Annotated in this window: 15 protein-coding genes; 4 read left to right on the forward strand and 11 right to left on the reverse strand. The window is 49.8% G+C overall.

Annotated features, from left to right (window positions below; all coding sequences use genetic code 11):
- The first annotated feature begins 31 nt into the window (after positions 1-31).
- Positions 32-703: a peptide-methionine (S)-S-oxide reductase MsrA gene (gene msrA / locus IPL32_04290; protein ID MBK8465029.1), complete on the forward strand. Its 672-nt coding sequence runs from the start codon at positions 32-34 to the stop codon at positions 701-703.
- A gap of 80 nt (positions 704-783) precedes the next feature.
- Here the strand turns inward: msrA and pepT are convergent, their stop codons facing one another.
- Positions 784-2,100, reverse strand: coding sequence for a peptidase T (gene pepT / locus IPL32_04295; GenBank protein MBK8465030.1), 1,317 nt, complete (start codon positions 2,098-2,100; stop codon positions 784-786).
- A gap of 81 nt (positions 2,101-2,181) precedes the next feature.
- Between pepT and IPL32_04300 the strand changes: the two genes are divergently transcribed.
- Complete coding sequence (locus IPL32_04300; protein MBK8465031.1) at positions 2,182-2,487, forward strand: MmcQ/YjbR family DNA-binding protein; 306 nt, start codon at positions 2,182-2,184, stop codon at positions 2,485-2,487.
- Positions 2,488-2,561: 74 nt separating this feature from the next.
- Complete coding sequence (locus IPL32_04305; GenBank protein MBK8465032.1) at positions 2,562-2,945, forward strand: cupin; 384 nt, start codon at positions 2,562-2,564, stop codon at positions 2,943-2,945.
- Positions 2,946-2,953: 8 nt separating this feature from the next.
- Here the strand turns inward: IPL32_04305 and IPL32_04310 are convergent, their stop codons facing one another.
- From IPL32_04310 to IPL32_04350, 9 genes are all read right to left on the reverse strand, one after another.
- Positions 2,954-3,646, reverse strand: a complete 693-nt coding sequence (locus IPL32_04310; GenBank protein ID MBK8465033.1) for a cupin domain-containing protein — start codon at positions 3,644-3,646, stop codon at positions 2,954-2,956.
- A 9-nt stretch (positions 3,647-3,655) separates the two neighbouring features.
- Positions 3,656-5,116: an aldehyde dehydrogenase gene (locus tag IPL32_04315; protein ID MBK8465034.1), complete on the reverse strand. Its 1,461-nt coding sequence runs from the start codon at positions 5,114-5,116 to the stop codon at positions 3,656-3,658.
- The gene (locus IPL32_04320; GenBank protein ID MBK8465035.1) at positions 5,117-5,710 is read right to left on the reverse strand and encodes a dCTP deaminase; all 594 of its coding nucleotides are present in this window, start codon (positions 5,708-5,710) and stop codon (positions 5,117-5,119) included.
- Positions 5,711-5,772: 62 nt separating this feature from the next.
- A complete protein-coding gene (locus IPL32_04325; GenBank protein MBK8465036.1) occupies positions 5,773-6,624 on the reverse strand; it encodes a hypothetical protein in 852 nt (283 codons plus the stop codon).
- Positions 6,625-6,694: 70 nt separating this feature from the next.
- Complete coding sequence (locus IPL32_04330) at positions 6,695-7,387, reverse strand: hypothetical protein (GenBank protein ID MBK8465037.1); 693 nt, start codon at positions 7,385-7,387, stop codon at positions 6,695-6,697.
- 74 nt (positions 7,388-7,461) lie between these two features.
- Entirely contained in the window at positions 7,462-8,181 is a 720-nt protein-coding gene (locus IPL32_04335; GenBank protein MBK8465038.1) for a zf-HC2 domain-containing protein, read from the reverse strand.
- 180 nt (positions 8,182-8,361) lie between these two features.
- Positions 8,362-8,994, reverse strand: coding sequence for an RNA polymerase sigma factor (locus IPL32_04340; protein ID MBK8465039.1), 633 nt, complete (start codon positions 8,992-8,994; stop codon positions 8,362-8,364).
- 199 nt (positions 8,995-9,193) lie between these two features.
- Positions 9,194-13,987 (reverse strand): InlB B-repeat-containing protein, encoded by a 4,794-nt coding sequence (locus tag IPL32_04345; GenBank protein MBK8465040.1) that lies wholly within the window; start codon positions 13,985-13,987, stop codon positions 9,194-9,196.
- 867 nt (positions 13,988-14,854) lie between these two features.
- Positions 14,855-21,112, reverse strand: a complete 6,258-nt coding sequence (locus IPL32_04350) for a M36 family metallopeptidase (protein ID MBK8465041.1) — start codon at positions 21,110-21,112, stop codon at positions 14,855-14,857.
- 44 nt (positions 21,113-21,156) lie between these two features.
- Between IPL32_04350 and IPL32_04355 the strand changes: the two genes are divergently transcribed.
- Entirely contained in the window at positions 21,157-21,357 is a 201-nt protein-coding gene (locus IPL32_04355; protein ID MBK8465042.1) for a hypothetical protein, read from the forward strand.
- A 36-nt stretch (positions 21,358-21,393) separates the two neighbouring features.
- On the opposite strand, the gene IPL32_04360 is transcribed toward IPL32_04355, so the two are convergent.
- Positions 21,394-23,625: a serine/threonine protein kinase gene (locus tag IPL32_04360; protein MBK8465043.1), complete on the reverse strand. Its 2,232-nt coding sequence runs from the start codon at positions 23,623-23,625 to the stop codon at positions 21,394-21,396.
- Positions 23,626-23,744 lie beyond the last annotated feature (119 nt).

The following is a 23,744-nucleotide window of genomic DNA, read 5'->3' on the forward strand; positions in this document are numbered from 1 at the left end:
GATGCGGATATAACTGTTGAGAGATTTTAATATGTCAATTTTTACCAAGTTATTAATAATTCTGACGTTCGCGGCAGGCATTGGCTGCAGCGTCGTAAACAGTTCGACAACAACCACTGACTTCGCAAACTTAGCACCAACGCCTGCGAGTGAAAAGCCTTCCACATCTCAAACGCAAACTGCGGTATTTGCGGGCGGATGTTTTTGGGGCGTCGAAGCGGTTTTTGAGCATGTCAAAGGAGTCACGGATGTGAGGTCGGGTTATTCGGGCGGCGACTCTAAGAACGCGGATTATGAATCCGTGAGTGGAGGCAGGACGGAACATGCGGAATCCGTAAAGGTTACTTTCGACCCTGCAAAGGTCACTTATGAGCAGCTATTGCCTGTATTCTTTTCAGTGGCCCATGACCCTACGCAACTGAATCGTCAAGGCCCTGATACAGGCACGCAATACCGTTCAGCAATCTTTTATTCAAGTGAAGAGCAGAAAAAATTAGCGAATGACCATATTGCAGCAATTGACAAGTCGAAGGCTTTTCCAAAGCCTGTCGTTACGCAAGTTGTTTCCCTGAAAGAATTTTATGAAGCTGAAGGTTATCACCAAGATTACCTAAAACTTCACCCTAAAGACCCTTATATCGTCTATCACGATCTACCGAAACTCGAAGAGTTAAAGACTAAGTTTCCAGATCTTTATAAATAGCTATAACACCAATAGTCACAAATAAACGGATAAGAAATCACTTCTTATCCGTTTTTATATGTGTGATCGGCGGCTGATCCTTATTGCGATTTTTCCGCCCAGACCTGAACGAGATTTACGAGCATCTCGGTGGATTTTTCCAAACCCTTACGAGAATTGAACTCGAGCTTGCCGTGAAAATTATGACCACCGGTAAAAAGATTAGGTGTCGGCAGTCCCATAGCGGTCAAACGTGAGCCATCGGTACCGCCGCGGATCGGCCTTATCACAGGACGAAGGCCAGTACGTTTTGTAGCCTCAATTGCGTAGTCGGTTATCTGAGGATAATCCTTGAGCACTTCCTTCATATTTAGGTAACTGAGTTTCGATTCATATTCGATCTTGACATTAGGATACTTGCGTTGAGTGCGGGTGACCATAGCCTTCAACTGCTTTTCCTTTGCAGCTACGCCAGACAGGTCAAAGTCTCTAATGATTATTTTGACCGTCGAGGTCTCCTCATTCATCGCCGACGAATATGGATGCACAAAACCACTTCGACCTTCCGTAGTTTCCGGGCGATTCGGAGCGTTGACCGGAAAGTTGCCAAGAAAATCACCCGCAGCATACATCGAGTTGATCATTATTCCCTTTGCCGTGCCTGGATGAGTGCTTCTGCCCCGAAATGTTATCGTCGCCGCTCTAGCCGACCACGTTTCGTTTGCAATATCCCCTAATTCCTTGCCGTCAACCGTATAGGCATATTTTGCCCCAAAGCCTTTAATATCAAACTTGTCAACGCCTGCTCCGACTTCTTCGTCAGGCGTAAATGCGATCGCAATATTGCCGTGCTTGATCTGCGGATTTTGTTTGAGGATGTCGATCATTGTCAGTATCTCGGCACAGCCCGCTTTGTCATCCGATCCAAGAAGCGTCGTGCCGTCTGCCGTGATGATGTCATCTCCGATAAGATTCTTAAGGTTAGGATTTTGTGCGACCGTGATGACCTGTGTTTTGTCGTTTGGTAAAACAATATCGCCGCCTTGGTAGTTCTTATGTATGATCGCGTTAACGTTCGCCCCCGAAACCGCCGGTGAAGTGTCCATATGGGCTATGAAACCGATCGTCGGCACCTTGGAATTATCAGCCAGATTGCCAGGGATCATTCCATACACAACGGCGAACTCACTAACGCGAACATTTTCCACGCCAAGATCTTTAAGTTCCCTTTCTAAAAGCCGCGCCAGATCGAACTGTTTCTTTGTGCTCGGATTCGTCGGCTGGTCTTCCGCCGACTGCGTATCGATCTTTATATAGCGAAGAAAACGTGACATCGCCGATTCTGTTGGCGGCTTTGTCTGACCTTGTGAAACGCCAAAGTTGACTAGTAATAAGATTATCAAGAGTAATAATTTCATAACTAAATTATGCAATCTTTTCACAATTCTTGACTAGTCGTTCGGTCTCTTTTATTGATCTGATATTATGTAGCATAAAAAATGTCTAACTTTAACGTCGCCCATTTTAATGACCTGAGACGCATAGCTCTGAGTTTTCCGGAGGTAGAAGAAGGTATCGCGTACGGCTCGCCAATTTTTAAGATCAAGGGGAAAATGATCGCCAGACTCCGCGAAGATGGTAAGTCTATTGTTGTTAAGGTCGATAAGATGATGCGCTCAAGTTTGTTGGATGGAGCTCCTGACATTTATTTTATTGAAGACCATTATTTAGACCACCCGCTTATACTGATTCATCTAGATAAAATAAGCATTGATGATCTAAGATCTTTAGTTGAGATGGCTTAGAGAATGACAGCAGCGAAACGAGTTGTTCAGAGATTTGATAACCAAAACGAATAGATATAGATTTAGCGGATACCATGAAACCCTTAAATATTGCCGACAATTTTGTTGCACTCGATGACATAAACGGAGCTCGGCCACTGAATGTAGATTCCAAGTTTTGGGAATCACTGGAAAAAGGCGACTTTGGTGATTTTTCTCGCCTAATTTCTTTTTTTTCATTTGATGACGACTGGCAAACTTGGGAAAAACACCCAAATGGCGAAGAGTTTGTATTTCTAATTGAAGGCGATATAACCCTCTTGCTTGAATCAAACGGACGTCTAAGTGAAGTTGTTATGGACGCCGCTTGTTCTTTTGTTATTGTTCCGAAGGATACGTGGCACACGGCAAATGTAAGGAAGTCGGCCAAAATGCTATTTGTCACGCCCGGCGAAGGAACTGAGATTCGGGCGAGGTAAGATTTCTTTTAGTTATGTCGAGGTCTGTATTCCTCGTAGTAGTTCTTGTAACCCAAAAGCCGGGCAGTCGGTGCCATAATAACTCGCATTGATTTTTGAAGACCGAGTGAAGGGCCGTCAGCAATGTAAGAATCAGCTTCGGTCCCGTAAACCGAAAGCTGCATCAACATCTGCATCATAGTCGGGCCATTTTGCTGACTGTCCATAAATCCATAAAGCTGCGAAAGATGATAGCCAAATTCGACCGGCAGCGTTTTCTCGTTTTCGCTTTCAACAATAACTGGCTCGCTCGTCTCATTGAAAGGCTTGTGCTTTGTCATCGGCGGGATCGAGATCGTTTCGCCCGCCCGCAATGTTCTTTTTTCACCATTGACCAAAATACTGAGAGTGCCGCTTTTAACCGTAAATGTTTCCGCAAAAGCTTCGTGTAAATGCTCAGGCGGCCCGGCAGCATTTGGAACGACCACCAAACGCGTGTGCAGCCATCCGTCCTTGACGCCTAATACCGTCTGGTCGAAACCTTCGAACCTGCTTACAAGTTTGTCGCCGGGACGAAAATAGTTAGCGTAATCAGGTTTCGGCGCAGGAAAAACGTAAGTGTCTATGACGATACCGAAGATCAGGTAGAGTCCACTTACTCCTATCAATCCCGCAACGCTTCTTAACAATATCTTTACCGTCCGCATTTTCCGTTCATCCATTCTTCCTGCTCACGCAGGCCGTTCTGACACTTTTACACAAACATTTTTTTCTTCAGTGAAAAATCTTAAAGTCTCAAAGCCGCCTTCTCGACCGACGCCGCTGTCTTTGAAACCGCCGAACAGTGTCCGAAGATCTCGGAGCATCCAGCTATTTACCCAGACGAAACCAGCCTCGATCTTTGATGCTACGCGGTGCGCTCGCGAAAGGTTTTCGGTCCAAACCGACGACGATAGGCCGTAGCGAACGCTGTTAGCATAACTTAGAACTTCATCTTCCGTATCAAACGGCATGATCGTCACAAACGGACCGAATACTTCTTCCTGATTCGTCCGGCAATCAAAAGGCAGCCCCTCGACAACGGTCGGCTCAATAAACCATCCGTCGGAACATCTGCCATCGAGATTTGCCTGCTTTCCGCCCACAAGGATCGTACCGCCTTCGGATTTTGCGAGGTTGATGTACGACATTATTTTGTCAAAATGCGGCTTTGAGACGATGGCACCGACATTAGTATCGGCTTCGAGCGGATCGCCGACTTTTAATGCCGAAACACGCGAAAGAAAATCACCCTTGAACTGCTCATATATCGGCCGTTCAATAAAAATCCGCGAACCACATAAACAAATCTCACCTTGATTAGAAAACGAAGAGCGAATCGTGGTCGTCAGCATTTCTTCGTAATTGCAGTCGGCAAATATGATGTTCGGATTCTTACCGCCAAGTTCGAGCGACAGTTTCTTGAACATCGGAGCGGCGACACGAGCGATCTCTTCGCCGGTCTTAGTGCCGCCAGTGAATGAGATGGCTTTTACGTCTTTATGCGAAACAAGTGCAGAGCCAACATTCGGGCCAGTTCCGTGGACGATATTCAAAACTCCCGCAGGCAGTCCGGCTTCAATACAAAGTTTTGAAAGCATGTAAGCCGTCATGGGAGTTACCTCACTCGGCTTTGCGACAACTGTGCAGCCTGCAGCAATAGCAGGTGCAATTTTCCACGTGAACAGATAAAGCGGCAGATTCCACGGCGATATGCAGCCTACGACGCCTAGCGGTTGACGAAGTGTGTAGTTAAGAGCACCGATCGCATAGGAATCGTGAGATTCATTCGCGGTGTGCATAGCCGCCGTCGCGTAAAACTTAAAATTCGCACTCGCACGTGGAATATCGACTGTTCTGGCAAGCGAAACAGGCTTGCCCTGATCTATCGACTCAGCCATAGCCAACGGCTCAAGATCTCGCTCGATCAGCGAAACCAACCGCATCAAAATATCGTGTCTCGCTTCCGCCGACGTCTGCGACCAAGTTGGAAAGGCAGACTTAGCCGCCTCGACCGCACGCTGCACATCACGTTCATCTGAATCTGCAATATGCGAATAGACCGCGCCGATCGACGGGTCAAAATTCTCCAGATACTCGCCCGAAATAGGAGGTGTGATCTCGCCGTTGATGTAGTTGTCGATACTTATCATTTACATTTTTGCAAACGTCAATCCTGACTGGCCCTGATACTTGCCGCCTCTATCCGCATACGAGACGCCGCAGTCTTCGTCTGATTCGAAGAACAATATTTGTCCAATGCCTTCGTTGACATAGACACGCAATGGCAGATTTGCGAGATTTGCGATCTCAACGACAAGCCGGCCCGTCCAGCCAGCTTCAAGCGGCGTGGTATTTACAAGCAAACCCGCACGAGCGTATGTCGATTTACCAAGCGCGACCCCTGTCACATTTCGCGGCATTTTGAACGTCTCAACCGTAACGCCAAGGCCGTAGTGATGCGGCGGCAACAGGTAATATTTCGAACCGTCCTCGGCAGTGTTAAGCTCCGGCTCAATAAGCGAATAATGATCGTCAAAATGCTTAGGATCGATCTCTTTGCCGTGAACGGATGAAAAAATGCGAAACCCGTCATCTGCCAAACGCATGTCGTAGCCATAACTTGAACAGCCCGCCGAGATAATTCGCTTGCCCTCAACCTCACGGACAAGCGACGCTAGAAAAGGCTCGATCATTCCCTCTTCTTCGGCCATTTTGCGCAGCCAAATATCTGATTTTATAGTCATAAAAAAGGTGATAAACAACCACAGTTTATCACCTTCTAAAGAGAAATTCCGAATGTCACAGATCAAAGCGGAGATTCAAGCGTTTCCATTTTCAAGGTTCCGTCACCAACGGTAAATTTTAGCGGTGCTCCGCCCACTCCGGCTTTTGCCTCGATGGACTTATCGGTAAACGGCACCTTGCGACTACGAGGTTTCAGATCAGGTACTGTGTTCTCAATAGCTCCGGTCTTAAGAATAGCAGCATCTATCTCGGCACTGATATTCGAAGGCAATTTTACTTTCAGGTCTCCTGTACCAAGATTAATGTCAGCAGAACGCCCGCGCCAGCCTTTTGTTCCAAGGGCAACGTTAACCTTACCGCTGCCAACCGTGATATTCGTTGCTCCTCCGATAACTGCAATGTTTGCATCGGTCTCCAAAAAATTTATGCGCATCGAACCTTCGACACCTGAGATCGACAGATCGCCTTTGCCGCCGTCTATCTCCAGATCGCAGTAACGCGGGACCTTTATTACATAATCGATCCGCATCGGCAGGTTCAAGAGATTTTTCGGAAACTTTTTCCAGAGCTTTTTGTCGCCGATCTTGTTATAGGTTCCATAGCTAATAATGCCGGTCCGTCCCCTCATCTCATCGGTCACATAGCTGGTTACTGCCGCAAGTTTCGCGATGTCCGCCTCGTTCGCAGCCTGCAGTTCGATCTCGGCAGTGATCTCGATCTCATTTTTATTCGTTCCGGCAATACGAATAGAGCCGTTCGGTGCTCCGGTGATCGCTAAAGTGCCTCCGGAGCCAAACTCAAAAATGTCCGTTTTTGTGATGGTTCTTTTGATCAATTGCGGCGACTGAGCAAATGTTGAAAATGAGAATAGAGCTACGCATGCGGCAAAAAGCAATGTTTGATATTTTTTCATTTGATTAGGTGTGCAGATCGAGCGGACGCTCTTATCTTACTGCCTTTAGATGATGCGGGTCAATAAAATACTATCGGCGAAGTAGTGAAATATTGCCGCGTTGATTGATTACCGTGAGTGTTGCACTGCCTTCGCCAAATCGTCCGACGATACGGCGTCCGGTGCCGAGGTAGTTCATATTCGGGTTGGCAAACGGCCCGAGCGAGATATTGCGGGTCGATGGAGCAGTTGCTACAAGGCTGAATGATGCATTAAAAGGGATCCTGAGATTTATCGTACCCAGGCGCGATGAGAACCGATAATTGCCGCTGTTCAATATCTCGCCATCGAAAACAATATCGCCGATCCCGTTTTCAGCCGAGACAGCCGAGGAAACGATGTTCATCAGCGTGATGTCGCCGTCGCTTGTAATGTGTGCCCTCACAAGGCCGCTTTGAATGTTGGTGACGCTGAGATTGCCGACCATGGTCTCGATATCGACCATCGTGCTGTAAGGAACACGAATAGTAAAATTCACGTTCCCAACATCACGTCCCTGATTATCGCGGACGAGATTGACGACGATCGTACCGCTCAGAGTTTGCGGAACAATGTTGGCGGCGGGAGCCTCGAGAGATGCGGAAATATTTATCTCGGGCCGGTTCCAGCCTTCGACGACGACGGTTCCGGTTCGATTCAAAAGCTGCAAACGAACGTTCTGCCCCGCCGAGAAATTTCGCGAGTATTTCTTTTGCGCTACCGCTTCAGCGACAAAAATTGCCAATAAAAAAACTACGCTTAAAAAGATCGTAGTTTTTGCGGCGGGCACAAATAGCTTTATTGATCTACAGATCTGCATTAAAGGTCAGAGAAATCACGAAGCAAATTCATTTTATCGTCCAGCACCGAATCAAGCATCTCGCCTGAAAGCTCATCTTCAGGGTCCTGAGAGAGGATCATCGTGTAATCGTTGACTGATTCATCGATCACCTGCAAGTTTCGGTCAAAAGCATCTCGTGTTGTTCGGTCCCATTGGACGCGGCGCGTCTGCACACGTTCATTCCAATAATCGATGGCTGCCTGCTGTTCCTTGATACGTCGCTCGCGGGCCTGATGCGGCGTTTCCATAAGGCCGATCTGGCCTAAGAATTTTTCAAATGTAGTTTGCGACGCTGCCGAACGCATTGGAGCATCTGTCGTGGGCGGCAGATATGCTTGTAAAGCAACTATCGTAACTAACGAACTCACAACTGCGATACAAAGAACGGCTGTCGCGCCCTGAACAAACGAAAAGCGCCAAAGGCGTCGCTGCGGCTCTTCCGCCGGCGGCACGATGTCCGGCTTTTTCTCGTTTTCGATGGTGTTACTGATACGGCACCAAAGGGCTTTTGAATTGGGCGGAAGAAGTTCGGACGGCGATTCTGTGGCACAAACGTCAATGATCGATGCAAGATCTTCGCAGACATGAGCACAGGCATTGCACATCCCAAGGTGCTCCCTGACATGCGCCGACCGCTCCTCGTCGAGGTCATCGTCCATAAAGACGCTGATCAAATTTTTACATTCATCGCAATTCATTTTTCGCTGAAAACGTAGGACACTTTTTCACTCTTTGCCCGTTCACAATGATAGATTAAATACGGCCCGCAAACGTTGCCTAATGAAAGGCAATTTTTTGATAATTCTCAACAAATATCGACACAAAAAACACGAACATCGATGTAGGTGTTCGTGATTTTTGGCCTAAATTTTTAGAATCTAATCCTGTTTCTTGATCAGCAATCCGCGCAGCTTCAATCTGGCTTTGTGGAGCTGCGATTTCGAAGTCCCTACCGAGATGCCCATAATGCGGGCGACCTCTTCGTGCTCAAAACCTTCGACATCGTGCAGGACAAAAACATTCCGATAGCCGTTCGGCAATTCCGCAATGGCATCTTTCAGAGCGATGCGGTCAACGACCTGCATTTTGCCAGGATTGGCCGTGCCGCGAACCGTCTGTTCCGGCATCTCACCGTCTTCCGAAGTCCGCTCGTTCTTCACACTGCGGCGGCGAAAGTGCATCAACACCTGATTGACCGTCAGCCTGTGAAGCCAGGTCGAGAACGCCGAATCGCCGCGAAAACTTCCGATCTTGCGAAAAAGCTGAATGAACACTTCCTGAGTCAGATCTTCCGCCTCGGCCTGACTGCTCGTCATTCGCAGGCACAGGCTGTACGTGCGGCGATGATACCGCTCATAGATCAACTCGAACGCCGCAATATTGCCCGATGCCGCCAGACGGCAAAGAACGATATCCGGCGCCGTTTCGTCAAAACTCTCGACGGGCTGCAAAAGGCCGCTTTCCTGACCCGCCCTCGCGGCGTCAAGGCCAAATACAGCATCCTGTTCCATCAGTGCCAAGTTTGTATCCATCTTCGCTCCGAAAAGATCACTGCCTGATTTTATAACTTCGTCGCTGGCTATGATGACCGACCTCCAACCGTTGGTTGCTTAACTACCCCAAGATTTTATCCCTAAAACCCAAAAAGGTAAAGCACTTTTTAACAGGAACCCTCTATCGAATCCGCTTATAGATACTTCCGCCGACATGCTACCTCTCGCCGGCAACAGGCCTCGCTCCGGTGTTTGTCCAGTTGCCTGAAACTTCGCCCATTAACAGAGCTATAAAATCCTCGCCTGAGATGTTTCCGGTGATCGAAGCATAGTTTCTGTTTGCAGGCGTGAATATCCAGTTTCCGGTAGATCCAAATCCGGAAACGCCCGCAGCATAACGAGCTACCTGCCCGGCATCAAAAGATGAGATCGTCCCGTTCCCGCTGACATCAGCCACAACCAATTGATTGCCTGTCAAAGGGTTCACACCAGCCGCATGCTGTGCGATCCTCGCCGCGTCAAAAGAGGAAATGCCATTAACACCACCGGTCTTGCTCGGTGTAACAGTATAGGCTCCTGACCCGAAACCGCTCAAGGAATAAGTTCCATTCGGAAAATTCGTTAATGTCGAAACCGGCACTGAACCCGCACCGCTCAGCAGCACATTCGAAACAAACCTCGGCGTCGGCGCGCCGATTGCATTACCATACGTCACGGTTCCGCCAATCGCTGGTGTCGGTGCAACACCATCGCCCGAATATCGAACGATCGCAAACACCGCTGTCTGCAACGATGTCCCTTGACCGGTGGAACTAAAACCGCCCGCGACGATCTTGCCATCAGGTTGAAGAGCGACGGCGTTGCAGTAATCGTCATAATTACCGATCGGCGAAATCATTTTGCCGTTATTGCCAAAAGTCGTGTCGATCGAGCCGTCAGGATCAAGTCTGATAAGCCCGAAGTCCATTGTTGGTGAACCGTAAACTTGTCCGGCAATTACGATTTTACCGTTAGGCTGGATTACGGCACCGGCACCATAATCACTTCCGACTCCCACGGGTTGGACTACCTTGCCGGCGTCACCGAAAGCTGTATCAAGCGTGCCGTCGGTGTTATAGCGGACTGCAGAGAAATCCATATTGTTGCTGGCCAAGCTTTCCATGCTGCCGCCAGTAAGCACGATCTTGCCGTCATTTTGGATTGCTAATGATGACCCACGATCGTGTGACACTCCAATCGGTGTTATTACTTTTCCGCTATTTCCAAATGCCGGGTCGAGCGAGCCATTTGAAAGATAACGTACCACCGCAAAATCAGCATCTGTTCCGTTGTTACTGTGTCCCCCGACGACGATCTTGCCGTCCTGTTGAATTGAAACCGAGAAAGCAAGATCATCGGTATTTCCTATAGGGGTCGTAACTTTTCCGCCGCTTCCAAAAGTAGTGTCTAATGAACCATTACTATTGTAACGAGTGAGAGCGAACACGCTAGAAAAGTTACCGGAAAGCGTATCCGTAGCAAAACCGGCAGCCACGATCTTTCCGTCAGCTTGAAGAGCGAGAGACAGACAAATTGCCGAGCCGAGAATGCTTGTCGTTACCTTACCACCGTTGCCGAACGAACTATCCAGCGACCCATTTGCGTTGTAACGGACCAAAGCGAAAAATTCGCCGTTTCCAATGTTGCCGTAGCCGCCCACTATGATTTTGCCGTCAGTTTGAAAAACGACTGAATAGGCATAACCACCTGGAGTTGTCACTATTCCGCCGGATCCGAATGACGAATCGAGCGAACCATCGGTGTTGTACCGAACCAGAGCGAATCCTGAAGATCTTTCGAACCCGGCCAAGATGATTTTTCCGTCGGCTTGAATTGCTATAGACGTGCCATCGGCAAAAAAATCTCCAGTTCCGATCTGTGTAGTAACTCTGCCGCCGTTTCCAAACGTGGGATCGAAATATCCTGGCGGTGTACTGCCGGGCGATGGCGATGGTGTAGGCGACTGTACGGCATTCAAAACCACGCCAATATTAAGTTTGAACCGCGACGGAGCGAGGTCTTGCCAAGCAGGCTCAAAGATGGAAAAGGACTGGAAAAATGATCCCACTCGAAGCGGCATTTCACTATCGTAGCTGTAGTAATAAGCCGTATCACTTGTTTGCTGCACACCAACATAAAAGGAACCCGCTCCGACCGTGACCGGATAGTCAAGCGTGATCGTTGTCGGCCCCGCCGCAGAGATCGTCCTTTCAGAAAAATCAAGGTAAAAGGGATTAGGTGACGGCACTCCTCCTTGATCCCTATATATTGCGACTTTATAGGTTGCGCTAGTCACGCTAAAAAACTCCAGCTTTACTTGCTCAACTGATGCAACCGAAGAAGAGTTGAATTTAGCGGCAAATATGCCCGGAGCGGCAAATCCAACTCCGCTGGTCGGGGGTGATCCGGGATGTTTGTAGGAGAACTCATTTGCGGTAATGTTTAAGGCCTTGTTCTGGCTATTGTTTGTCGGATCGTTGTCCGGCGGCACAGAAACGTTAACTGTGTCGTTGCCAATGGTAGATGGTTGAAACCCTGCAAACGTAACCATCTGCTGGGAGCCACAAGGAGCCATAACCGGTATGGTCTGCGTATCCGTGAAAGTGTGCGAACCAGTGATATTGAGGGTAACCGGCACGTTCATCAAAGTCTGCGGTCCGTTGTTCGTGACTCGCGCCTGAATAGCGAGCGGCGGCGTCCGGCCAACTGGTATTTCGCCCATCGAATAAACGGTCGAAACCGCGACGTCGTTCTGAGGAGAAGGCGACCCGTTCAAACGTGTCTCGGGCCTAAAACTATTAGCCGTCAACGTGTTGGAGTTGGAATTGCCTCCGGCGGCTCCATTCCCAAGACTAGTGCTGCAATAGACTGTAGCCGTCGTTGAAAATGGCCCCGCATAAGGCCCCCAATCATATGCTACATATAGACCACCACCCGTATATGTAAATGTATCTCCTCCAGCGAAATCTATGTTAAATACACCGGCCGTTGCGGGCAACGTCGTCAGAAAATTGTGAACCGGCGTCATTCCGGAAATAGCGGTCGAAAACGTAGTACCTTTGTTATATGCAGTATCAGTCGTGTTTTGAAGGTATATCCTTAACGATGCCGCCCCCGATACTCCTGGCACGGATTCGTAATTCCATGAGAGAGCCGTCGGAGATGAGCCCGAAAGATAACCGGCTGCAGCCAATTCCGACGCCCTTATCAAATATACTGCCCGCGAATTGGCATAGCGCGTTGAAGGGGCACGAGCATTGGCCGAAGAAGAACCATTGTGCGGCAGAACCGCCAACGGACAAGCTGTCACAGGTGTTGATGTTGAGGTCGGCGTCGCGGTATTTGTCTGTGTGCTTGTGGCTGTAGTTGTTGCCGTATTGGTTGGGGTGCTCGTAGGAGTTGGCGAAGTGCAGTCGGTGCCATACCGAACAGAGGCAAAATCCTGACCTACTCCATTGCTATTCGAACTGTGTCCTGCAGTGACTATCTTGCCATCAGACTGTATTGCAACAGATTGAAGGACATCCTGCCATCCCCGAACGGAAGTCGTCACTTTTCCGTCGTTGTCGAAAGTAGTGTCGAGGGAGCCATTCGAATTGTAACGAACAACTGCAAAATTATTGCTTGTGCCGTTTTGACTGATTCCGCCGGCTACGATCTTTCCGTCCGGCTGTATCGCAACTGCGCGCGCCTCATCGTGCTCGCCGAGCACAGATGTGGCTACTCTGCCGTCGCCGTCGAATGTAAAATCGGGCGCACCGTTTGACGTTAATCGGTAAAGGCCAAAAACACGTGTCCCGTTAAAGGTATAACCAGCGGCCACAATCTTACCATCAGCCTGAATGGCGACGGAGTAAGCCATTTCCGTAAACCCTGTTCCAATTGTCACTTTTCCATCGCCGCTAAATGTAGTGTCGAGCGAGCCGTCAGCATTGTACCGGACGAACGCAAAATCATAGCCGAAACCGGTCCAGCTCGACCCTGCCACGACTATCTTCCCGTCAGGTTGGATGGCGACAGATCGTCCTTCATCGTCGGTTCCAAATGCCGTTACAACTTTGCCGTCACCGTCAAAAGTCGTGTCCAGCGATCCATCAGTGTTATATCTAACGACTGCAAAGGAATCACCTGAGGTACCTGCAGCAACGATCTTCCCGTCTGGTTGGATGGCTACCGAATAAGCCACATCGAATGAGCTGTCTATATCAGTAGTAACCTTACCATCGCCGCTAAATGTCGTGTCTATAGCACCGTCCGGATGATAGCGAGCAGCCCCAAAATCAGTGTTAAACTGATTGCTATATCCCACAGTTACGATCTTTCCGTCTGGTTGGAGAGCGACCGCTTCCGCCTGGTCATCCGAATTCGACTGAACAGGCGTAGTGACCCTGCCGTCACCGCTGAAAGTCGTATCGAGCGAACCATCTGTATTGTAGCGGGTCAGGGCAAAATCAAATTCGGAACCAACGTAACTAAGACCCGCCAAGACAATCTTTCCATCACTTTGCAGAGATCCCGAGTTGGCACTGTCCGTATCGTTAATAAAGTCCGTCGTGACCTTGCCGTCACTGTCGAAGGTAGGATCAAGACTCCCGAATGTGAAACATGGAGGCGTGACCCATTGTGCATAGAGAGTAGTGTTGGAGTTTATTATGAAGGATTGTGCCGGCGTGTATCGAGTTCCGCCACCGTCAGCGGCCGTATTCCAACCTCCGAACTGATGCCCCGTCTTGACCAATGTTCCCGGCCCAAGAACGCCTACAACTGAAGCCTTGTTATACGGACTATTAGGGTCAATTGGAACTATTCCGCTTGTGCTACCGTTGCCATCATAAACAAATGTGAACGTTACAGTAGTATTGGGACTAAAGAAGAAATAATCATACCCAAAAGTACCGCCTGAGATAACTGAATACGCCAGTCCGATGACCAAAACGCACACGCTTGCACGGAATATCACAGAATGGGACATAAAAGGAGAGACTGCTACAACAAATTGTTATTTATTCCTTGCTCAGTATTATAGGTATTTCGGTTTGCAAGTCAATGAGATATGGTAATAGTAGTGGAAGCATCTGTGTGATCGAGACGGTGTCAGACACCGCGATTCTTTGCTAGTAAAGGGCGATTAAATAATGTTGATCGATCTCTACCACATCACGTTCCTTTAATTCACGAATGATCTCTTCGATATTTTTATTGAAGAGTTCAATGAGCTTCGCGTTGCTAATATTGCCGGTTCAAACCAGAGAAATGATCGTGAGCAAGCATGCCGTGCTTATTGTGAACTGATTAGTTCATCTATTGTTCTCCATTGGCTTGAATACTGAACGCAAGATTTGCTGGTCCGAGCCGGATTGAGTTCTGATCTGTCTTGAGCCCGTTTGATCAGTAAGATCCGTGTTCAAGATCCCAGTCATCAATTGATACCGGAAATGGCACCATAATAGAGGCCGTAATGAAGTGCTGTGAGCGGAGCATTGAAAGCAGCGAGCAAGCAAGGTGCCTTTGCTGTCCGTAGGAGTCAGTAATCGACGCATGCAAATTTACGCGGGTTTCGTTTTTTCGATGGCTTTTGGGGGTCGAAATATGGCTTTTTGGGGTGTCTCCGATGGCTTTTTGGACATCTCAAACGGCATTTTGAATGCCCTGTACCGATAAACCATTGTGGGTCAATGATTTAGATGTGCGTCAGTGTGGTTTTGAGTAGGCTGCCTGTCTCTTGTCGTTCATCCGCTTTGTCGTCTTTAATATTCACCATTATCTCCTTTATTTTCCTCCGCAAAAACAAAAAAGGCCGCCTTTTCAGGCGGCCTTTTTATACTCGATCAACTGACTTTTACTGTCCGGCGATCATGTCTGTGTTGACTACCTGATCGGTGACGCTGACGGTTAACGGCGCGAAATTGTAGTTTCGCGAGGTAACCGTGATCGTGTATGTCTGGCCGACTTGCAGGCCGGCGAAACGATAGACTCCGAATCCGTTGGAAACAGCCGAACGTGTCTGGCCGGTTGAGTCGGTCAGGGTGACGCGGGCATTGGGGATGCCCGCTCCAAGCGTCGTCAAAAGCCTTCCGCTGATCTCTGCCTGATTTGGTGCAGCGGCGGAAAGTTCAACCTGTCCGTCCGTGATGATCGTTCCAGGATCGCCTTCGTTAAAGACCATCTTCTCCCAAGTCAGAGGCGAAACGGAACCTGCCGCTCCGACCGCCGTGAATTTGAGATTTAAGAGAACGCCATCGCCATTCAAAGCCATCGGCCCGTAAAGTGCAACTCTCAAAAGTCCAGGCTCCAGAGTATTGACGGCTGTCGAAAGTCCACGGCTCACTGTTCCGGCAACCTCAACAGGGTTTTCCTGCGGCTGGATAACCGACGGATCGTACCTGAGATCGAATTCATAAGAGATAATTCCCTTATTCGCGACTCCCTGAACCGATACCGGAACGATAACCTCGTTATCCGCAGGCGTCACCAACCTAGGTGCGGTAACCGCTGTACTTCTTTCCGGGCCGTTGCCTTCTGTCGAGCGTGCACCGGAGTCGGTCCAGTTGCCTGAAACCTCACCCATCAACAGAGCGGCAAAATTTTCGCCTGTGATGTTTGCGTTGACGTTCGGATGTGAATAGTCTAGCGGGTTGAACTTCCAAAGACCGGTCTGGCCCGATCCCGGAACGGAAACTGTGTAAGCTGCGATCATTGCTGCGTCAAATGACGAAATTCCACCATTGTTGCTGACGTCCGCAACAGCCTGCTGTGTTGGGTTCAAGCTGACCACTCCCGCAACATACTGAGCTACTCTTCCTGAATCAAAGGATGAAATCGCGCCGTTCTGAGAGCCGGTCTTTGATGGCGTGATCGTGTACGCTCCCGGCCCAAATCCGCCAAGCGAGTAAGCACCGGTCGGGAAGCTCGATGTTGTCGAAACTGCAGGTGAACCGGCACCGCTGATCAATACATTAGAAACAAATCGCGGTGTCGGTGCCCCGATCGCGTTTCCGTATGTCACGACGCCTGAAATAGTTCCCGAGATAACCGAAAGGCTGCCATTTGTAGTCGTGCTGCAAGGCGTTTCCTCGTTGTAAAAGAACGTCTCGAAGGTCAACGCACTCGATGTTCCCGGCAAACCGACCACGTTAAAGTTTAGATTGACTAGGTCGCCGCTTCCCTGTAATTCGGTTACGCCAAAGAGCGATATGATCAGCGTCCCCGCACTCGGGTTGCTGACCGACAACGTTCGTCCGCCGCCGTTTGAATTACCGACGGTGCCCAAAGTAACTCCAAAAGTAGCGTTGGCCAATGGTGTCAGCACCGCAGGGTCATAGGTCACAGTTGCATCGGCCGATATCGCACCCAAACCGGTCATGTTGGTCGTATTGACCGACATCGTGGCTGTTATGCCGGTTAAGGATTGTGTGCTCGGAATAGAGACCGCCACACATGAACCCGATGGCGTAGCTGTGGAAGTTGCCGTTGCCGTTGCTGTGTTCGTCGGAGTGCTGGTCGAAGTTGACGTCGCCGAAGGTGTATTTGTCGACGTATTCGTAGGACCTGCCGTTGGCGTATTTGTCGGCGTACTTGTCGAAGTATTCGTCGATGTTGCTGTCGGTGTAAACGTCGCAGTAGCCGTCGGCGTTGACGTATTGGTCGCAGTGTTTGTCGGCGTGTTGTTAGGAGTATTTGTGGCCGTATTCGTCGGTGTTGCCGTATTTGTAGGCGTTGCCGTCGAACATCCGGCACCACTCGTGCCTATGATCTGGAACGACTGATCAGGTGCTGCCGAATCGATACCGCACGTCGCACCTCTTGCTGCCCAACCTGTGCAGGCTGGAATTGCAAATCCGCCGCCCGGATTCTGCCATACCGCGGCTGAATTCGATTGAGTTGTTCGATTGTTCCAACCCCACTGGCCGCCCGGCGTATAGTCCATTCTTACCTGAACAGATACCCAATAGGTTCCGGTGGTCAGCACCATGCTCGACGGCAACGCGATCGTAAATGCATCGCCGACATTGGTGTACGAAGCACCTGTGAACGAACCGCCCGCAACAACCGATCCCGGAGCATTTGCGACATTCGTGTAGAACGTCACATTAAATGAATCCGCCGGCCCGAGTCCGTTGAAGAACTGACCGTTTGCCACGACCTGCTGAATTGTCCAGGTCTGCCCCGAAGGCACGACAAAGTCATCTGCCGAGCGATTGTCAAACGAATCATTAGCGGTCTCGAAATCCTGCGAGTTAGTTCCGTTCAGAGCCATGTTGTTCGACTGGTCATAGAGAACAGTAAAGCAAGTAGGCGTGCCGGTGGATGTTGCAGTCGGAGTATTGGTCGGCGTCGAAGTGTTCGTCGAGGTACTCGTCGGCGTAAACGTCGGCGTACTCGTATTCGTAGCCGTGGAGGTTGATGTTGCTACCGGAGTTCCGGTAAAGGTTGCTGTCGGTGTATTGGTCGCCGTCGGTGTTCCGCAGGCACCTCCAAATATCAGCGATACGGCTCTTGCCGAACCTACATCGCCGCCAGCAACGTCACTAACATTTATCGTCCAGTTGCCATCGGCATTTTGTCCGTCAAAAGCACTCAGGACATTGTTCGGCGAAAATGATCCAGTTGGGAAGGCCGCATTCGTATCAGCTCCGCACTGGCCCTCGAGAGCGGGAAAGCCGCCGTCGTCATCCAATATTAGTTGTGCAAGGTTATTGCTCGCACATCCGAAGGTTGACGCAGGAACTCCGGGCTGGTCAAACGCAGTCACCGTCGTACCGAGTGGTGAAGTGATCTTAATTACAAGGTCTCCCACCCACGAGTGATTGATGCCTGGCGTTGTCGAAACCGGGTCAGTCGATTGCGTTCCGTCAACCCTAAAATTAACGTCCGAAATAGTTCCTACACCGCTAACAGGAATAACTAAATTAATTCCGGCAGGTACATTGTCAGTTATCGCCACTTCCGGGCCCGTGTAACTAAAGGTGCCGCCGCATGCCGGAGTTCCAGTCGCGGTGGCAGTCGCAGTAGCCGTTGAGGTCGCAGTCGCTCCGGCCGTTGGGGTGTTTGTTGGAGTGAATGTAGATGTCGAAGTCGCTGTCGCTGTATTGGTTGGCGTCCCTGCCGCGCAGCCACTCGTCGTAATGCGCAAAGTCCATCCGCCGCTGATGCTTCCGATGTCTGTTCCGGCGTCGTCGCGGACATAAAGTGCCCAAGTGCCGTTCGGCGCAGTTCCGTTAAATACGGACAGTAAAGCATTGGTGCCTGCTGCCGGTGCCGGTGCGGGGAATGTGTCGGCCCCATCGTTAATATTCGTTGGAATGTAAGTGCCGGCCGTCAACGGTCCAGCATTAACTATGGTCGCTGCCGCTGCATCGTCAAACGTGAGGTTGATATTTGAAACGTCACCGCTGCCGCCCGCATCCGACATGAATACCGCCGTTTGACCCGCAGGCCCGACCAGCAGAATATCAATGTCATCCGGGAACGTATGCGTCATTCCGGTAAGATCGACCGTCACTTTTGTGATGGTACCCGTCATTCCCGAAGCCACTATGTTCGAAGGATACGGTGCTCCCGCCGCATTGTCGTTGATCGTGATCGCGGCCGTGTTCGAAAAGTTAGCCGTGCAGGACGGAGACGGCGTTCCAGTTGAGGTCGCTGTAGCCGTGGATGTTGCCGTTGCCGTATTAGTTGCCGTCGCCGTATTCGTCGGCGTAAAGGTGTTCGTCGGCGTAGGCGATGCGGTTGCTGTGTTGGTCGCCGTTCCGGCGGCGGTCGGTGTTGCAAAACCCTCCACGATTGTTGTTCCGTTATCTGTTGACGTGACGCCAGTCCCTGCGGTGATGCCCATCCCTCGAATGGCCATGCCCTTCCAGACATCAGCGACATCAACCGCTGCCTCTGGTGCCAAAGAAAGTGCTTGGGCCGCGGCAAGAATTGAATCCCGCATCGTCTGGAAGTTCGGGTTATTGGCCGAAAGCTTCATTGCATCCGTTACGATCTGCAAGAATCTCTGGTTGCCCGCTGTAGCACCCAGCCTATTGATGAACTGTGCTCGGACTTCCCACAGCATAGAAACCCAAACCTCGCCGCCTCGATGTGGTCCGGTCGCACAACTGCCTGTGCCTAACCACGCCGACGGTGCAAAAGCACCTCCGGAGATGGTGCAGGCCGTAGTCGCATCAATCGCGGTAAGAGGATTGTGCGGCAGGTTGCTCGGGCCGCCCACGGACGACATGATCGCATAGGGGTATCGCCGAATGCCGTAATAAGTATTGTCAGTGCCAATCGGAAATGCGGTAACTTGGTAGGTTGCGTATCCACCAGTCGAATAAACACCATTTAAAGGATCAGTTGGTTCCGCTAAAAGACAAAGAGCATAAAAATCGCTCCACCCTTCGCCCATCTGGCCGCCGCGAGTGTTTAACAGTCCTGCGTTGTTACCAATCAATCGGTTTGAAAGTCCATGCGTGAACTCATGGATTACAATTTCAGTATCAAGGTCGCCATCACGGTTATTCGTCGTGTTAGTGAAACGATACATCTGGCATCTACCGCGAGTACCATCAGATCCCGAGGCAAAGTTGGCGTTATTTGTTCCGCTCGAATCCTGAACCTCCGCTGAGACACGATCCGCCTGGTTTCCGCCGCGGCCAAAATTATCATTTTGAAAATTTCTTGCAGGTTCGGTAAAACCCAACTGATACATAATGTCGTGGTAACGGTTTCCAACATAGAACAGTTGGGTAGTAGCACCGCTGCGCGAATTCGCTGTCGTCACTGCATCGGGCGGTGCAGGATTTCCGGGAGGTGGGTTGTAAGCAAAATTGAAAACACGGGTCGCTCCGGCCTGAGCGGCATCAACTCCATTTGTTCCGTCAATGTCGAGACCTGCCTGAAGGGCGTTTCCGTCCGTCCAGCCATTCGCACCGTTTGCACCATCTGTGATCCAGCCCAAATTGTTGAATGAAAGAGCTCCTTCATTACCTATCAACGTTCGATTTACTCGAGCGATCGGAGCACCTTGTGTACCAAGCGTCGGACTGACCGGTCCTGGCGAAAGCGGAGCTGGGCTATCCGCGGCGTCTATCCACGCATTTGAGTTTCCGTAAACATTATATGTAGCCGACTGGGTCTGGTCATTCGCAAGATTCCTGCGCCAGAGCATCGTACCAGTCTTTGCGTCAACGATCACATAAAATGCATTTACCGGCTTCCATATCAACACTCTCCATGCCGGAATGGCTACGCCTGGTTCGGTCGGAAAGTACATTTTCTCTGCCGTGATATCCCAGTCGCCGCCCGCGCCAAATCTTACCTTAATGTCCGAGGATGCTGCTCTGTTGGGAAGAGCATCATTTGTCTTTAACCGGTAATCTGCATGCGGAGCAGCATAGCGGACCGCATCGACAGGGTCGCCAAAATTGGTTGAAAGTCTGTCATAGTCCAAGCCGGGAGCGAGATTGTTGACCACACGGATCATTTCGCCCTGTTTCGTGAAACCAGCCTTTACAGTGCCGCGAAATACGGGAATGCCGTGGATATACTGTTCGAGTTCGACCCACGAAAGGTTGCCGTCAGGATTTGTGTAGTCTGCAAAGATCTTGAGAGCATCGATCTGTTGATTTGATGCTCCGACGAGGGAGTTGTTTTCTTTCAGGAAGTTGATCAGGACATCGGCATGTTTTTTTCCTGCGGGACGTGTAGTTCCGGTCAAGAAGGCTCTTCCTTTTACAGGATCAGGCCCGATCACTTCGGGAATGCGAATATCGGAGTTGTATTCGATCGCGAGGGTCGGGATGCGCGATCTCAAAGCCTCTTCGCCGGTGACAAAACCACTGCGTATGGCCTCTACATTTGATTGATCTTTGCCGGACGCTTGCCGATACGCCGCGATGAAGCGTGCGGTATCGTCGCCTTGCTGCTCGCGAATGTCGTAGTTTGGAAGATTATCGTCGTGACTCACCGTTCGCTCGCTGCTGCCCTGGCCTTTGCCGGCGGCCGCTTTCGAGCTGTACTGATAAGGAACTACAATGATCGCAGTTAGAATACCCAAAATCACCAAACAAATAAGTAGGCTCCTGCGAGCGTCTGCCTTAGTTCTTTTTAACATTACCTGAAAACCCTCCAAAAAATTACTGACCTTGAACCTGAAAAATGAATAAAAATAGCCCAGTGCCTTTTGCCGGCTGCAAAATAAAGCCGGCAAAAGGCAAAAGCAGCAAATATTTAAAATGCGGCAGCGAAAAGTCGCGCTTTTCACTTTTATTAGGTCGGACGATGAAAGCTAATAGAGCCGATTCATTATATAGCAAATACCCATTTTGTCAAAGAGAAATCAATGACAAAAGGGCATGAAAATTGACTAGCGACCGTATTTCCCCATCGAAAGATTCAGAAATTCTGGCTTGGCTCAAAGCTGTAAAGGACGGAAGCCAGTTCGCCGCGGACACCGACATCATCAACACTTTTCACTTCATCGGCGAGTGACGTGGCCAGCATTGTGATCTCAAAACCGCTTCGAACGCCTGGCCGGGCGGCAGGTATAAACAGGCGCCTTCCCCAAACGATGAGCTTTTCACCATTTTCCGACGTGCCGCCGCCCTGGAATTTAACCTCATAGGCACGCCAGTCGCCATTGAGTTTGATCTCGCCTTCGGAAACTACCTGATAGCCAGGTAAGAGCTTTTTAAGGGTTTCGCTCGTTTCCTTGACCATTTGCGGGTATTTATCAGCATCTTCCTTAAAAGTGCCTTTGCTGGGGTAATAGCTCACCAGCATCTGTTCTTTTAATTTCCCTTCCGGCGTCAGCCGCGATATATCGAGAAATTTTCCGCGTCCGCTGGCAGTTGAGCTTTCCTGCGGGCCGTTGACCTTCCATTCTTTCGGATAGTACATCGTAAATCCGACAAAATTTCGAATAAGATCGCCCTTTAGATTCTGTTTGCTGTTCTGGTAAAAATTCGTGTTGGGCGGCTGCGGAATATTACGTGGCAGCGGCGGCATCTCAGTCTCGGAAACCGCAGAGATCGGCGATTGATTCTCAGACAGGTTGTTGCTCGGGACCTTCGACCCAAAGTTAGGTTCTACCGGATTCTTGACCAAGTAATACCAGCCGATCGGGAGCAGTATCAATAAAAGTAATATTCCAACTCCCGCGATCAACTTGGAACGCGTGTTCCCAACTTGCGGAGGTTCAGGCGAACGATTCTTCCAGGCAGGTTCTTCAGAAGCCGGTAATGCTGGAGCGTCTGCATTTGTTGTTGCTTCAAGTGGGACGCCGACATTGTTCTTCTCAGTCTCGGCAAAAGCCGCGTATAAAGCTTCGCCAAAGTCCCTCGCCTTTACAAATCTATCCGCGACATCGAACGCCAGAGCCTTTTCAAACACTCGATCCACATCAAGCGGCAATTCAGGCCTCACCTCGGTTGCATTTCGCTCCAAACCTGCATACTGCGCCCTGACCATCGCTCTAGCGGTCTTTGCCTCAAAGGGCATTATTCCGGTCAGCATCTCAAAAGCAACGACGCCCAACGAGTAAATGTCGCTTGAGATAGTGTCGGCCCTGCCGCCAAAAACCTCGGGTGCCTTATATCCAAGATTGAAGTCATTCGGCTCGCCGCTTGACGCTTCAAAATTGACCAAAATGGCCTGCTCGCTTTCGTTATCGCCAGGCGTAACTATAATATTCTCGGGGCGCAGGTCGCGATGTATTACGCCTTCCTGATGAGCTTCACTCAGCGCATTTGCGACCTGACGAATAATGCGGGCGGTTCTCAGGCCATCCATATGCCCGTGAATACTAAGCACGTCATTTACAGACAGAGCGTCGATATACTCACTGATCAAGAACCTCGTTCCATCGGTAAACCGTCCGGAATCGATCAATCTTGCAATATTTGGATGGCTTATGTGAGAAAGAGCGACTATTTCGTCATCCAAAATATTGCCTGAAACCTCATCGGCATCCTCGCCAAGCAGTAAACGAACCAAAACAAGTTTATCGGCGCTGAGCTTATCATCTGCCAAAAAAGCAAAGCTTTCTTCTTCGCCGCCCAAAAATTCCGTGACAATATATCGCCCTTTGACCGTTTTGCCGACAAATTTCTGCGGCTCTTCTGCGTCAAAATCCATCTGTCTGATAGTTGGCTGATGCTTTTTTCCCAATTCGACGTGCCCTGCGGGTATTTCGTATGGCTTGATCTTTCTGGCTGCCGGCCTGATCTCTGCGGGCTTGATCTCTTCCTTTGGCTGTTCAGCAATTGGTTGTTCGATCGATTGCTCAACAACCGCAGTCGGCAATTCGACCACTGGATCCTCGATCACAGTTTCAAGGATCGGATCGGGCTCGAATTCCTTAAATTCAAAGAAATCTCCTGAGATATCACCGGTATCTGCGAACGGCATGGACGGCTCTTCTTCGGTAATTACAAACTGAGGTACGTTGGAAAACGATTCGTCCAAGTCGCGACTAACTTCTGTTTTTGAAATGAGATTTGAAAAAATGCCGCTACCCGCTCGGCGGCCGGCCGCGAAAGGCGTATCCGATATCAAACGGGCACCGTCTGTCGGACAAAACCTTCTGGAACCTTCTTCAAAACTTTCTTTGCACTTAGGACAATACATCAATTTTTATGAACCTTTTCACAACGTATATTTCTACGCACCAGAGACGTTTAATAACGGGTGAATTTCAAATACGGATAAAAATCGCCCGCCAAAAACAAAACGGCCGCACAAAATAG

The sequence above is a fragment of the Chloracidobacterium sp. genome (assembly GCA_016711345.1).
Classification (GTDB): domain Bacteria; phylum Acidobacteriota; class Blastocatellia; order Pyrinomonadales; family Pyrinomonadaceae; genus OLB17.

What these genes read in the sequence shown, in the direction of transcription:
- IPL32_04315 (MBK8465034.1), bottom strand. Translation starts at nt 5,116, where the DNA reads ATGATAAGTATCGACAACTACATCAACGGCGAGATCACACCTCCTATT.
- IPL32_04320 (MBK8465035.1), bottom strand. Translation starts at nt 5,710, where the DNA reads ATGACTATAAAATCAGATATTTGGCTGCGCAAAATGGCCGAAGAAGAG.
- IPL32_04345 (MBK8465040.1), bottom strand. Translation starts at nt 13,987, where the DNA reads ATGTCCCATTCTGTGATATTCCGTGCAAGCGTGTGCGTTTTGGTCATC.
- IPL32_04355 (MBK8465042.1), top strand. Translation starts at nt 21,157, where the DNA reads ATGAATAAAAATAGCCCAGTGCCTTTTGCCGGCTGCAAAATAAAGCCG.
- IPL32_04325 (MBK8465036.1), bottom strand. Translation starts at nt 6,624, where the DNA reads ATGAAAAAATATCAAACATTGCTTTTTGCCGCATGCGTAGCTCTATTC.
- msrA (MBK8465029.1), top strand. Translation starts at nt 32, where the DNA reads ATGTCAATTTTTACCAAGTTATTAATAATTCTGACGTTCGCGGCAGGC.
- IPL32_04340 (MBK8465039.1), bottom strand. Translation starts at nt 8,994, where the DNA reads ATGGAACAGGATGCTGTATTTGGCCTTGACGCCGCGAGGGCGGGTCAG.
- IPL32_04305 (MBK8465032.1), top strand. Translation starts at nt 2,562, where the DNA reads ATGAAACCCTTAAATATTGCCGACAATTTTGTTGCACTCGATGACATA.
- IPL32_04350 (MBK8465041.1), bottom strand. Translation starts at nt 21,112, where the DNA reads ATGTTAAAAAGAACTAAGGCAGACGCTCGCAGGAGCCTACTTATTTGT.
- IPL32_04310 (MBK8465033.1), bottom strand. Translation starts at nt 3,646, where the DNA reads ATGGATGAACGGAAAATGCGGACGGTAAAGATATTGTTAAGAAGCGTT.
- IPL32_04335 (MBK8465038.1), bottom strand. Translation starts at nt 8,181, where the DNA reads ATGAATTGCGATGAATGTAAAAATTTGATCAGCGTCTTTATGGACGAT.
- IPL32_04360 (MBK8465043.1), bottom strand. Translation starts at nt 23,625, where the DNA reads ATGTATTGTCCTAAGTGCAAAGAAAGTTTTGAAGAAGGTTCCAGAAGG.
- IPL32_04300 (MBK8465031.1), top strand. Translation starts at nt 2,182, where the DNA reads ATGTCTAACTTTAACGTCGCCCATTTTAATGACCTGAGACGCATAGCT.
- pepT (MBK8465030.1), bottom strand. Translation starts at nt 2,100, where the DNA reads ATGAAATTATTACTCTTGATAATCTTATTACTAGTCAACTTTGGCGTT.